Raw genomic sequence first — 13,111 nt, 5'->3', positions numbered from 1 at the left:
GCGACCTTCAACTTCCGAACTGCCAATGTGCGAGTTGGTGGCCTGCCACTTCGGAGCGGAAGCTCGCCAAGCGATCACCACCGAGAGAGCCCAGGTAGACGGTGCGCAGGTCGGCTCCTCCGAAGGCGACGCTGCACACATTTCGAAGTCTGCGGCTCATCCCCATCTCGAATACAGATTTTGCGACCCCAAACGTTGCGTAGTCGGCTTCGGCACGCGCATTGAGTTCAGGGTCCGAGTCGTCCAGGATCACCTGCTTTTCCCCGCCAGGCGAGATGCGGATCACGCGGTTCGAGATCACACATGCGACCCAGACGCCACCAAGGCAGTCGAACGCAAGCCCATCCGGAAAGTCTCCGTCACCGAATTCATGAACGCATTCCTTGGGGCCCAAAGTCGCGCGGCCCGATACCTCGTGGATCCTGAACCGCACGAGTCGGCGCCCCACCGATTCGTTCACGTAGAGCCATTCGCCGCCAGGGTGAATGCGGCACTCGTTCGCGAACGCCAACTGATCGGCGACAACTCGCGCCCCGTGCTCGTCAATGACAGCAACGTAGCCGTCGGCAATGCGGCGGTCAAACGCCAGCTCCCTGGGCGTCTGACGGGTGCAGACCGTGATCCAGAGCCGGCCCTTGTGATCCAACATGACGAAATTTGTATTCCTCATGCTTTGGCGCTCCACTTCCATCAGGAACGGCGAGGGACTGCGTGTGGCGTCCAACCTCCAGACGCCACCCTCCCCGCCAAGGTTGGCGATCAGAAAGTCGCCACCTTTCAGGAGCGCAAAGCCGTTCGGCACAAAGTCTTTTGGTGGGCCGACCAGAGGGCGACGCGAGCTACCCAGCTCGAGCACACCGGCTTCATGATCCGACACGAACACCCCGCCATTGGCCGTCACCAAGACACTTTCCGGCCGTGAAAGGTGCTCGCCATGAAAATCGAGCTTGATAGGGTGACTGCGAGGTTCTTCCATGTGACGACGCAAAGTCTAGCGTCGCTCGTGCCACCCGTGCTTCTCCATTCGCGAATGGCCAGCTGATGAATCACCATCGTGACGGCAGCAAGCATCACTAGGATCAACCGCGAGTGCCGTTCGATGCACAGATCCCCCAGGAGACAACCTTGAACCAATCAAAGACCCAGCCCAGTCGCCGCGCCGTGACGAAGACCCTGATGACCGCACTAGGCTCAGCCATGCTTGCGATTGTTGGAGCGGACACATGGGCGCAGACCGCCGCATACCCCGACAAGCCGATCAAATGGGTGGTCCCCGTCCCGGCGGGCGGCGGGATGGATGCGGTGTCGCGCATCGTGTCCGCGGGTATGGCCACTGCCCTGAACCAGCCGATTGTTGTGGACAATCGGGCGGGCGCAGCAGGGACCATGGGGACCGGGTACGTTGCCCAGTCCGCCGCGGACGGCTACACCGTCTTGACCATTGATAACTCACTCTTCACGACTGCACATCTTGTTTTCAGCAAGCTGCCCTATGCGGCACCGAAAGACCTGAAACTCGTCGCCACGCTCGTGCGCATTCCGCTCGTCCTCGCGGTGCCCGGCGACAGTCCAAGCAAGACCTTCCAGGATTTCATCCAGTCCTCGAAGGCGAACCCAGGAAAGATCAGCTACGGCTCCCCCGGCGTCGGATCGCCTCTGCACGTGGGGATGGAACTGCTGCAGACGCGGACCGGCACGAAGATGCTGCACGTGCCTTATCGGGGAATGAGCAACATCCTGACGGACCTGTCGACTGGAACGATCGGGGCCGCGTTGGTCGACTTCGGCTCCGCGAGATCCTTCGCCGAGTCCGGACGGATCAGGATCCTCGCAGTCGGCACGGAAATGCGGCTGTCCCAACTGCCTGCCGTGCCCACCCTCGATGAACTCGAGGTCAAGAATGTCCCCATCTCCCTTTGGTTTGCCCTTGCCGTTCCGGCAGGCACACCTGAGGCCGCGGTGACGCGACTGGCGCATGCCGCGCAGTTGTCCCTTGAGTCGCCGGAAGCCAAGTCGAAGTTCGAAACGATCGGCGCTCAGGTTTTCCTCAAGACGGGCGCGGAGGTGGCAGCCTTCGGTCGCGAGCAGGCGGTGTTCTGGGAGGGCATTGTCAAGCCAATGGGGATCAAGCTGGACTGAGCGCCTCGCGGGAGGATCTCGGTCCTTTAGTCCGCCCCCACGGCTTGGTCTTCGAAACGCTCCTGGAGCTCCGAGAACGACAACAACTCGCCGGCGATCGCACTTGCTGCGACCGTCGGCGGACTGGCCAGCCAGATCTGACCTGGGCCAGAGCGACCGGGGAAATTGCGGTTCTGCGCGCTGACAGTGACTTGGTCGGGCCGCAGCGACGCTCCCGGACCCGAGTTGGCACAGGCTCCGCAGTCAGGCAGAAGGACCGTGGCGCCGACCCTTTTAAACGTCTGCAAATAGCCTTGGGCCTCGCAGTAGTCGCGGACCGCCATCGTTCCGAACTGCAAGTAGAACTCAACGCCCTCTGCCACCCGCATGCCACGGTCGGCTGCCCAAGACAGAACGGCATGATAGCCATCGAAATCTTCTCGCTTCCCGCCTGTACATGACCCTGCAAAGGCAATATCAACTTTCGGCCGTTCGCGCAGGCTGGACAGTGCGATGCCGTTTCCCGGATCGCCCGGCGCAGCGACCATGGGCGACAGGAGCGCCGAATCGACAACGATGGTGTCCGAATAGCTCGCTCCCGGGTCACTCTTCATCCAGGGATCCAGGATGAAGTCGATGCCGCGCCTTTCACGGAGGAACTCGCACGTCTTCTCGTCGGGCTCGACAATGCCGGCGAATCCGCCGAGTTCTGCCACCATGTTTGTCAACGTCGTTCGCTCGTCGATCGAGAGGTAGCGCATGCTGGTGCCTGAGAACTCAAACACCTTTCCGAGCCCGAGTCCTCCTCGAATCTTGGGATGCGCAAGCAGGTTCAAGGCGAGGTCCTTGCCTGTGATGCCTGCCGGCACTTCGCCGTTGAATTCAATGCGCAGCGTTTCGGGCACCGTGATCCGCACTGCGCCTGTCAGCATGGCGCTGGCCATGTCGGTGGTGCCTACTCCGAAGGCCAAACATCCAAGCGCGCCCGAATGGGGAGTGTGGGAATCGGTCCCCACCAATACCTGGCCAGGCAGCGCGTATCGCTCTGCCATGAGGGGATGGCAGATGCCCTCGGACCCGCCGGGGCCTGGCAGGTAGCCATGTGAACGGATGCCATACTCTTTCAGAAACTCTTCGTGCACATCGTGCATGACTCTCATGAGCACCGGCGGTTTGCCGGGATGAACGTATTTGGGATGCAGAGCGATATACGACGCATGCTCAGCGAATCCCAAGATGGTGGGGACGTCAATGAGCTTTAACGGCCGACCAAAGGTGGCATGCATCATGTGAGCCGCCATTCCGGTATAGACCTCGATGATGTAACGCCAGTCCGCGTGCACGAACGCGCCTTGTCCTGGAATCAGCTCGCTACCGGTGTGATTCGTTTCGACCGTGTGCCGCGCCAGTATTTTTTGCGTGAGCGTCAAAGGTCGGTCATCGTCCTTCGGCGCGTGGCATCGTCGCACCGACTTCAGGTGTTCGCGCCCATAGAGAAGCAGCCCGCCCATGCGCAAGATGGAGGCCGCCAACTTGTCCCGCGGCGCAAGGAGTTCTTCGATCTCGATGGGCTCGCCTCGCTGAATACGCTCGATCAGACCGAAATCCGTCGAGGTGTGGAGGCCGACGTTGTCGGCGTTCTGGCGGTAAATTCGCTCGAAGCTTTCGGCGATGACCAAGCGGATCCCCGCATACCGCTCGGCCACTGGACTGTGCTCCCGGGAGGAGCCTTTCCCGTAACGTCGGCCACCAACGGTGACTGAAAACTTTCCCGCGAGCGCGTCATCCTTGTTGATGGGTCGCTCGCCTGCGGCGCTAAAACCGGTGTAGACGTGCCGGCCCAGCTGCTCATCGACGTGGATCAAGGATGGGCCCGGGGTAATCTCGTCTGTCGAGATGTCATTGCGAAGCTGCCCCGCATCGCTGAGGCTCAAATTCGTGCCGCACAACTGGGCTCGCACTTTTTCTCCGTCATTGGAAAGAAAGAGAATGCGGCCAGGAAGTTCGAGGTAGGTCATTGGGCTCTCTCCGTTCCTGCGAGTCTAAGTTTCCTCGCGAGAATGAAGAACTTCCCTTTGCGCAGCGTCCCGTTCTCCAAATGCGAAGTGGCCCCGCCTGCGGCTCTGCAAAGCTAAGGCACCTGCTCTCGCGCACCGGATACGGAGTCACTGCATGCCGATTCCGTGCCGAATCCGGCCCACCAACTCAAAATGATGCGCGCGACCGAAGAAGGCCGCTCCACGATCAGTGTATGACCGGCGTCGGCTATACAAGCGAACAAGGTACCAGGCCGATCAACTGCCATCGATGCGGAATCCCTCGGAGGACGAATTTTGTCCTCAGTGCCAGCTAACACCAGGACCGGCGCACGGGCGCTTCGCTCGGCGAGATCGGTGACCTCCTGGGGCATCGCCATCCCCAGACAACGATGATTTACACGAAGGTCGACATCCAGGCACTGCGCAAGCTGGCGCTGCTGTGGCCCCCGTGACTTCAGCGACGCGTTGCATGAACCCTTCAGCGACAGCAGTCACCTCAGTACGCGAGACAACTAAGCCCCCAGCCGCAGGAATTCCACACCGACAAGGTACGTGCCAGGCTGCGATCCGCGCCTCCTGTTCCAGCTTGACATGGCTTCCGCTCGCCCCGAGAATCCAGTCTGTTTAGCGAGATGGCATCCCGGTGAGCGAGATAGCTGGTTTGTTTCCTCTGTCCGCTGACCCCATACATCGGCCCTTCTGAAACGGTATTTCCACATGACTGCATCCCAATCCGTTGGCCCCCTGGCCGGCGTGCGTATCGTCGACTTCACGCTCTTTCTGTCGGGCCCGTTCGCAACCCAGATCCTTGGCGACCTGGGCGCCGAGGTCATCAAGGTCGAAGCGCCTGACGGAGACATGTCGCGCACGGTCCCGCCGCGCTTCGTCGATGGCTCCAGTACCTATTTCGGCAGCACGAACCGCAACAAGAAGTCGCTGATGGTGGACATGCGCACGCCGCAGGGCCTGGCCGCCGCCCGCCAGCTGATAGGGGAGGCGGACGCGGTGCTCGAGAACTTCCGCCCGGGCAAGCTCGCACAGCTGGGGATCGACGCTGCAACCGAGCGGGCGCGCAAGCCCTCGCTGGTCTGGGCAAGCATCTCCGGCTTTGGACAGGACGGTCCCCTGCGTGAACGCCCGGCCTACGACATGATCGTGCAAGCGATGTCGGGCGTCATGAGCCTGACCGGAGAGCCGGGACGTGAACCCGTGCGCGCCGGCGTCCCGGTCGGTGACTTGTGCGCAGGCCTGTACGCCGTCATCGGACTGCTATCGGCGCTGATCGAGGCCCGGCGCACCGGTGTGGGCCGGTCGGTCGAGGTGTCCATGCTCGACGTCCAGGTGGCCCTGCTGACATACCAGGCGGCCAGCTATCTGCAAGGCGGACCCATTCCGGATCTCCAGGGCAGTGCGCATGACTTCATTCCGAGCTATCGCTGCTTTCGGGCAGGCGACGGCAAGGTTGTTGCCGTGACGGCCAACACGGAGAACATGTTTCGCGGTCTGGTGCGGGTACTCGGCTTTGCCGAGCTCGCCAAGGACCCGCGCTTCGTCGATCCCGCGAGCCGGTATGCGAACCGTGAGGCACTCATCGCATTGCTCAATGGTGCGTTCGCGCGCTCTCCTTCCGCCGAACTCATCGAGAAGCTGGTTGCCGCGGAGGTGCCGGCAGCCGCAGTGGACGACCTTGAAGCCGTCTTCAACAACCCGCAGGTTCTGCACCGCGGCATGAGGCTCAAGCTCGAAGGCGAATTGCCAGGCCAACAAATGGAAGTGGCCGGCGACCCCCTCAAGTTCAACCCCCCAGGACGAACAGTCCACAGCTTCCCGCCACGACTGGGCCAGCACAACTCGGAAATCCTGGGCCGCCTGGAACAGGCGATTGCGCCCTAATTTCCTCGTCTGGAGTCAGAACATGCACGGAATTCTCTTGTGGTTCGGCAGCGATCCTGGCTGGCGCGGCGCTGCCAGCGGCCCAGCACTCTCCCGATCGACCGCTGAAGATCATCAATCCCTTCCCAGGCGGACCAACCGACCAGTTTGCACGGATCGTCGCGCGCAAGTTGCAGGAAGGCCTGGGTCAGCCCGTGATCGTCGACGGAAAGGCAGGCGCGGGCGGGACGAGATACTCAAGCAAATCAGCGAGACGGTTTCCGCAAACTCGATCATCGCTTCCAACACTTCATTCGGATGAGACACATGCGCTGGCGATTGAGTCTGCAAGAACGATTGGCAAGACCCCCATCACTGCAAGGAACAGTCCAGGCTTCGCGGTCAATCGCATTCTCGTGCCGATGATCAATGAGGCGATCTTCGTACTGCAGGAGGGGTTGTCGACCGCCGAGGACATCGATCTTGGCATGAAGCTCGGCTGCAATCATCCGATTGGCCCGCTGGCACTCGCCGATCTGATTGGGCTGGACACCTTGCTTTCAGTAATGAAGGTTTCTACGAAGGTTTCAACGATCCCAAGTACCGGCCCGCGCCGCTATTGAAAGAAATGGTGGCGGCAGGCCGCTTCGGCCGCAAGACAGGTCGCGGCTTCTACACCTACCTATGCCTGAATGAAGATCATGAGCTACCAGAACATCGAAGTACGGACCGAAGCCGGCAAGGTCGGCATCGTCACGCTCAATCGCCCCAAGGCCCTCAACGCGCTGAACGACGCGCTCATGACCGAGCTGGGCGACGCGCTCAAGGCCTTCGACGCCGACGACGCGATCGGCTGCATCGTCGTCACCGGCAGCGAGCGCGCCTTTGCCGCCGGTGCCGACATCGGCGCCATGGCCGGCTACAGCTTCGTCGACGTCTACAAGGGCGACTACGTCACGCGCAACTGGGAAACGATCCGCTCGGTGCGCAAGCCGGTGATCGCGGCGGTGGCCGGCTTCGCGCTGGGCGGCGGCTGTGAGCTGGCGATGATGTGCGACTTCATCATCGCCGCCGACAACGCGAAGTTCGGCCAGCCCGAGATCAAGCTCGGCGTGATCCCCGGCGCCGGCGGTACGCAGCGCCTGCCGCGCGCGGTCGGCAAGGCCAAGGCGATGGACATGGCGCTGACCGCCCGAATGATGGACGTCGCCGAAGCCGAGCGCGCCGGGCTGGTCAGCCGCGTGGTGCCTGGCGACAAGCTGATGGACGAGGCGCTGGGCGCTGCGCTCACCATCGCCGGCTTCTCGCAGATCGCGGTGATGGCGGCCAAGGAGTCGGTCAACCGCGCGTTCGAATCGGGCCTGTCCGACGGCGTGATGTTCGAGCGGCGCCTATTCCACGCCCTGTTCGCCACCGCCGACCAAAAGGAAGGCATGCACGCCTTCGTCGCCAAGCGGCCTGCGAACTTCACGCACGGCTGACCGGACATCACTAACTAACGAAAGCGATCTATGACATCTCAGCGCGAAATCTTCGTGGTCGGCACCGCCCGCACCGCCATCGGCACCTTCGGCGGATCGCTAAAGGATGTGCCTAATACCCAGTTGGCCACCACGGCCGTCAGGGCTGCGCTCGAGCGCAGCGGCGTCGCGCCCGACGAGATCGGGCATGTCGTGATGGGCAACGTGATCCCCACCGACGTGAAGGACGCGTACCTGAGCCGCGTGGCCGCAATCGACGCCGGATGCCCGATCGAGACGCCGGCGTTCAACGTCAACCGCCTGTGCGGCTCGGGGCTCCAAGCGATAGTTTCGGCCGCGCAGGCGATTGCGTTGGGCGACTGCGACATCGCCATCGGCGGCGGGTCCGAAGCGATGAGTCGCGGCCCCTACTTCGACACGGCAGCGCGCTATGGCGCGCGCATGGGCGATGCGGCGCTGGTCGATTACATGTTGGGCATCCTGCACGACCCGTGGGAAAAGATGCACATGGGCATCACGGCTGAGAACGTGGCGGCGCGATACAACATCTCGCGCGGCCAGCAGGACGAACTGGCAGTGACGAGCCAACAGCGAGCCGCGGCTGCGATCGCGGCCGGCCGATTCAAGGAGCAGATCGTGCCGGTCGAAGTGAAGACGCGCAAGGGCCTCGTGCTGTTCGACACCGACGAGCACGTGCGTGCCGACACCAGCGTCGAGACACTGTCCAAGATGAAGCCGGCCTTCAGGAAAGACGGCTCCGTCACCGCGGGCAACGCCTCGGGCATCAACGACGGCGCGGCGGCGGTGGTGCTGGCCGAGGGCGGCCGTGTGCAGGCGCTGGGGTTGCAGCCTCTGGCACGTCTGGTCGGCTATGCCCATGCCGGCGTGGAGCCGGCGTATATGGGCATCGGCCCGGTGCCGGCCACACGCAAGGTGCTGGAACGTACCGGCCTCAAGGTGAGCGATCTGGACGTGATCGAATCGAATGAAGCCTTCGCGGCGCAAGCTTGCGCCGTCATTCAGGAGCTGGGTTTCGATCCGGCCAAGGTCAACCCGAACGGCTCCGGCATCTCACTTGGCCATCCCGTCGGCGCGACAGGCGCCATCATCACGACGAAGGCAATCGCCGAGCTGCACCGCACCGGTGGTCGCTATGCGCTGGTCACGATGTGCATCGGCGGCGGGCAGGGGATCGCCGCGATCTTCGAACGTGTCTGACGGGCTTGGTCGAAGCAATCGCAACTTCAAGACTTCGGAGGCAGCATGAAACGATCGAGTTCGCACACGATCTCGTCGCGTTGACTGAGGCCCCACTGCCTCAACTGCACGAAGCCAAGCATGAATTCTACGATCCCATGTCTATCCAAGGCAGGACATATCCATATGGCTCAAAAACTCGATGAAATGGTTGCCCTCGTTTCCGGCTCGGGTCGCGGCGTCGGCCGCTCGATCGCCCTCAAGCTCGACTGCGTCAGCGGCCAGACGCTGATGTGGACCAGTGGCCCCACAGGAGTTTGAGCATGCTGCCGCAACTGCACAGGCATCCCTGGATGGATGCGGAAATCGAGGCATTCCGCGAGCAGGTCCGGCGCTACATCGCCGGCGAGATGAGTCCGCACTTGGAAAGTTGGCGTCGGCAGGGCTACGTGCCGCGCCACGTATGGCGTGGCTTCGGCGAGATGGGCTTCATGCTGCCCGAGCTGGCCGAAGAGTGGGGCGGCTCGGGTTGCAGCCTGGCGTACCAGCTGGTGGTGCAGGACGAGTTAGCGAAGGCGGAAATGCCGCTCAACACCAGCGTGCACACCATCGCCTCGCACTACATCCTGGACTACGGCACCGAGGAGCAAAAGAGGCGGTGGCTGCCCCGACTTTCCAGCGGCGAGCTGTTGGCCGGCATCGCGCTGACCGAGCCAGGCGCGGGCTCGGACCTGAAGGCGCTGCGTACACACGCACGGCTTGATGGCGATCACTACACCATCGATGGTGCCAAGACCTTCATCACAAACGGCTTCAGCGCGACGCTGCTGGTGATGGCGGTGCGCACCGGTGGGGCGGGTGCCAAGGGCGTGTCGCTCGTCGTTCTCGAAACCGAGGACCTGCCGGGCTTCCGCGTAGGCCGGCGCCTGGAGAAACTAGGCCAGCATGCTTCGGATACTGCGGAGCTGTTTTTCGATGGCGTACGCGTGCCGGCCAGCCATCTAATCGGGGAAAGGGAGGGCGAAGGCTTCAAGCAGCTCATGAGCCAGTTGCCGTATGAGCGTATGCTGCTGGCAGTGCCGGCGGCGGCGTCCATCGAGCGCGCCGTCGAGCTGACTGTGGAATACACGAAGCAGCGAAAGGCCTTCGGCCAGACGATTGCAGATTTCCAGAACACGCGCTTCAAGGTGGCCGAGTGCGCCACCATCGCGCATGTGGTGCGCAGTTTCGTCAACGACTGCACCCAGCGCCTGCTGGACGGGACGCTAGAAGACGAGGCGGCCTACATGGCCAAGTGGTGGTGCAGCGAGCAGCAGTGCCGCGTGACGGATGAATGCTTGCAGCTCTTCGGCGGCTACGGCTACATGGTGGAGTACCCCATCGCGCGCCTGTATGCCGACGCGCGCATCCAAAAAATCTATGGCGGTGCCAACGAGGTCATGAAGGACCTGATCGCGCGCAAGCTGTTCGAGTGAAGCCTGCCTGATTGCGCAGCCCGCCATCCGGCGCGTATGGCGGGCGCTTCATAAAATATTTCCGCGGCACGCCGCGACAACGACGATGCCTCGAAAACGCCAGTAACGAATTGCCGGGTTCGATTCGCCTGCTTGTGCAGCGACTGGCTCGACCCGCGACCTGATCTGCGCCTTCCCAACGGGTGACGACCTGGACCGACTTTTCGCCTTCCCCCGTGATACTGCGGCTGGATGGCAGCCGTCGGCACGAGCAGACTCCCCGCGAATTTACGGCTCCGTTAGGAAGTTCAGGGAGAGAACGACGTCAACGCCGAGCGCCTTTCTCCATCGGCGAACCTCTTCGAGTCGCTATCGAGCGTCCATGCACCCTGTGAAAGCAGCAAATACGCAAGATGCGTTGGACCTGCGGCAGCGACCTTGGCGACACCTTTGTCGGGTGCCCTTCGCAGACATCCGATGCAGAGACCACTTCGAGCAATGCGGCCCGCAGGAGTTCGGCAAGCTTTGTAGCATCGTGAAGATAGTGCATGGTCCTCGAGATCTCTAACATCTTGCTTTCTCTTGACCCGCGCATCGTTCCTGGCACCTGCCAACCGGTCCTACGCAAGCGCGCGCTGGATCAGCAGCTTCTGAATGTCCGAAGTGCCCTCGTAGATCTGGCATACCCGCACGTCCCGATAGATCCGCTCCAGCGGGAAATCGTTGACGTACCCATAGCCGCCCAGCGTCTGGATCGCGGCGCTGCACACGCGCTCAGCCATTTCGCTGGCGAAGAGCTTGGCCATTGCTGCTTCCTTCAGGCAGGGCAGGCCGGCATCGCGCAGGCTAGCCGCATGCCAGATGAGCTGCCGGGCCGCCTCGAGCGGGGTGGCGCAGTCCGCCAGCCTGAATCCGACCGCCTGCTGCTCGAAAATCGATCCGCCGAAAGCTTGCCGCTCCTTGGCATAGGCCAGCGCCACATCGAAGGCACTGCGCGCCATGCCCACGCTCTGCGCCGCGATGCCGATGCGCCCGCCTTCCAACGCGCCCAGGGCGATCTTGTAGCCCTCGCCTTCCTTGCCGATCAGGTTCTCGTGCGGGATGCGGCAACCGTCGAAGTTGATCTGCGCGGTATCGCTGCTATGCTGGCCGAGCTTGTCTTCCAGGCGCGCCACGTTATAGCCGGGCGCGTCGGTAGGCACCAGGAAGGCGCTCATGCCGCGCTTGCCCGCTGCGCCTTGTCGGTGACGGCGATGACGATCGCCACCTGGCCGTTCCTGCCGCTGGTGATGAACTGCTTGACGCCGTCGATCACATAGCCCTCGGCATCGCGCCTGGCGGTGGTGCGCAGGCACGACGCATCGCTGCCGGCTTGCGGCTCGGTCAGGCAGAAGGCGCCCAGCATCCGGCCTTGCGCCAGCGGCTGCAGCCACTTCTTCTTTTGCTGCGCGTTGCCGTAGCGCATCAGGATGGCATTGACCGGGCAGTTGGTCACGCTGATGGCGGTGCTGGTGCCGCCGTCGCCGGCGGCGATCTCTTCCAGCACCAGCGCCAGCGCCAGCGTGAGGTAGTCCAGGCCCGCGCCACCATCTTCCTCGGGCACGCAAATGCCGTAGGCGCCGAGCTGCGCCAGGCCGGCGTGGGCTTCCTTGGGAAAGAGATGCTCGCGGTCCCAGCGTGCCGCGTGGGGCCACAACTCGGCCTGCACGAAGGCGCGGACCGCGTCGCGGATCGATTCCTGGTCGGGGGTGAGCAGCATCAGATCAGCTCGAGTGCGACAGCCGTGCCTTCGCCGCCGCCGATGCACAGGGTGGCCACGCCGCGCTTCCTGCCGCGCGCCTGCAGGGCATGCATGAGCGTGACCATGATGCGCGCGCCACTGGCACCGATCGGGTGGCCCAGCGCGCAGGCGCCGCCGTGCACGTTGACGATGTCATGCGACACGCCAAGCTCCTTCATCAGCGCCAGCGGCACCACGGCGAAGGCCTCGTTCACTTCCCACAGGTCCACGTCCTTCACGCCCCAACCGGTCTTGGCGAAGAGCTTCTGCACGGCGCCGACCGGGGCGGTGGAGAACCACTCGGGCTGCTGCGCATGGGTGGCATGGCCGACGAGGCGCGCCAGCGGCTTGGCCCCGAGCTTCTTCGCGTGCGACTCGGTCATCATCACCAGCGCTGCGGCGCCGTCATTGATGGAAGAGCTCGACGCGGCGGTGATGGTTCCGCCGTCCTTCTTGAAGGCCGGCTTGAGCGTGGGGATCTTGTCCAGCTTGACCTTGCCCGGGCCTTCGTCGATGGCGATTACGGTGTCGCCGGCACGGCCCTTGACGGTAACGGGCGTGATCTCGGCCTTGAACAGACCGTCCTGGGTCGCATGCTGGGCGCGCTGCACGCTGGCGGTGGCAAAGGCGTCCTGCTCTTCGCGGGTGAGCTTGTACTTGGCGGCGCAGTCCTCGCCGAAGGTACCCATGGATCGTCCCGGCTGGTAGGCATCTTCGAGGCCGTCGAGCATCATGTGATCGAAGATGCGGTCGTGACCCATGCGGTAGCCGCCGCGGCCCTTGAGCATGAGGTAAGGCGCGTTCGTCATGCTTTCCATGCCGCCGGCCACCATCACTTCGTGCGTGCCGGCCAGGAGCAGGTCGTGCGCCAGCATTGCGGCCTTCATGGCCGAGCCGCACATCTTGCTCAGGGTGACGGCCCCGGCGCTGTCGGGCAGGCCGCCCTTGTAGGCAGCCTGGCGTGCCGGGGCTTGGCCCTGGCCGGCCATCAGGCAGTTGCCGAACAGCACCTCGCCGACCGCGTCGGGTGCGATGCCGGCGCGCTCGACGGCCGCCTTGATGGCTGCGCCGCCCAAGTCGTGCGCAGCAAGGGAAGAAAAGTCTCCCTGGAAGCCGCCCATCGGGGTGCGGGCAGCGCCGACGATAACAATGGATTCAGTCATGGATTTT

Annotated in this window: 9 protein-coding genes and 2 pseudogenes; 7 read left to right on the top strand and 4 right to left on the bottom strand. The window is 63.3% G+C overall.

Annotation, left to right across the window (positions count from 1 at the left end; all coding sequences use genetic code 11):
- Window positions 1-7: 7 nt before the first annotated feature.
- The gene (locus ACSQ9I_RS39445) at window positions 8-976 is read right to left on the bottom strand and encodes an SMP-30/gluconolactonase/LRE family protein (RefSeq protein ID WP_436317330.1); all 969 of its coding nucleotides are present in this window, start codon (window positions 974-976) and stop codon (window positions 8-10) included.
- A 149-nt stretch (window positions 977-1,125) separates the two neighbouring features.
- Here ACSQ9I_RS39445 and ACSQ9I_RS39440 point away from each other — a divergent pair, with 149 nt between their 5' ends.
- Window positions 1,126-2,139 (top strand): Bug family tripartite tricarboxylate transporter substrate binding protein, encoded by a 1,014-nt coding sequence (locus ACSQ9I_RS39440; protein WP_436317329.1) that lies wholly within the window; start codon window positions 1,126-1,128, stop codon window positions 2,137-2,139.
- 26 nt (window positions 2,140-2,165) lie between these two features.
- Here ACSQ9I_RS39440 and ACSQ9I_RS39435 read toward each other — a convergent pair whose 3' ends face one another.
- Window positions 2,166-4,136 carry an aconitase family protein gene (locus ACSQ9I_RS39435; protein WP_436317328.1) on the bottom strand — a complete coding sequence of 657 codons (1,971 nt, stop codon included), beginning with the start codon at window positions 4,134-4,136 and terminating at the stop codon, window positions 2,166-2,168.
- A gap of 738 nt (window positions 4,137-4,874) precedes the next feature.
- On the opposite strand from ACSQ9I_RS39435, the gene ACSQ9I_RS39430 reads away from it, so the two are divergent.
- The 6 genes and pseudogenes from ACSQ9I_RS39430 (at window position 4,875) to ACSQ9I_RS39405 (ending at window position 10,182) form a co-directional block, all read left to right on the top strand.
- On the top strand, window positions 4,875-6,050 hold the full coding sequence (locus tag ACSQ9I_RS39430; protein WP_436317327.1) for a CaiB/BaiF CoA transferase family protein: 1,176 nt from the start codon (window positions 4,875-4,877) through the stop codon (window positions 6,048-6,050).
- Window positions 6,051-6,343: 293 nt separating this feature from the next.
- Window positions 6,344-6,711 (top strand): annotated as a pseudogene (locus ACSQ9I_RS39425) (3-hydroxyacyl-CoA dehydrogenase family protein); the annotation flags it as partial.
- A 19-nt stretch (window positions 6,712-6,730) separates the two neighbouring features.
- Entirely contained in the window at window positions 6,731-7,510 is a 780-nt protein-coding gene (locus ACSQ9I_RS39420) for an enoyl-CoA hydratase (RefSeq protein WP_436317326.1), read from the top strand.
- Between the two features lie 30 nt (window positions 7,511-7,540).
- Window positions 7,541-8,728, top strand: a complete 1,188-nt coding sequence (locus tag ACSQ9I_RS39415) for an acetyl-CoA C-acyltransferase family protein (RefSeq protein WP_436317325.1) — start codon at window positions 7,541-7,543, stop codon at window positions 8,726-8,728.
- A gap of 165 nt (window positions 8,729-8,893) precedes the next feature.
- Complete coding sequence (locus tag ACSQ9I_RS39410; RefSeq protein WP_436317324.1) at window positions 8,894-9,028, top strand: hypothetical protein; 135 nt, start codon at window positions 8,894-8,896, stop codon at window positions 9,026-9,028.
- A gap of 2 nt (window positions 9,029-9,030) precedes the next feature.
- Window positions 9,031-10,182 (top strand): acyl-CoA dehydrogenase family protein, encoded by a 1,152-nt coding sequence (locus tag ACSQ9I_RS39405; protein ID WP_436317323.1) that lies wholly within the window; start codon window positions 9,031-9,033, stop codon window positions 10,180-10,182.
- A gap of 599 nt (window positions 10,183-10,781) precedes the next feature.
- Here ACSQ9I_RS39405 and ACSQ9I_RS39400 read toward each other — a convergent pair.
- Both ACSQ9I_RS39400 and ACSQ9I_RS39395 read right to left on the bottom strand, forming a co-directional pair.
- A pseudogene (locus ACSQ9I_RS39400) lies at window positions 10,782-11,920 on the bottom strand (acyl-CoA dehydrogenase family protein).
- Entirely contained in the window at window positions 11,920-13,104 is a 1,185-nt protein-coding gene (locus ACSQ9I_RS39395) for an acetyl-CoA C-acyltransferase (protein ID WP_436317322.1), read from the bottom strand. Before ACSQ9I_RS39395 ends, ACSQ9I_RS39400 begins: the two are co-directional and overlap by 1 nt.
- Between the last annotated feature and the right edge of the window lie 7 nt (window positions 13,105-13,111).

Source organism: Variovorax sp. LjRoot84 (assembly GCF_964254305.1).
Lineage (GTDB): Bacteria > Pseudomonadota > Gammaproteobacteria > Burkholderiales > Burkholderiaceae_C > Variovorax.
This window is presented reverse-complemented; position numbering and strand designations above follow the sequence as displayed.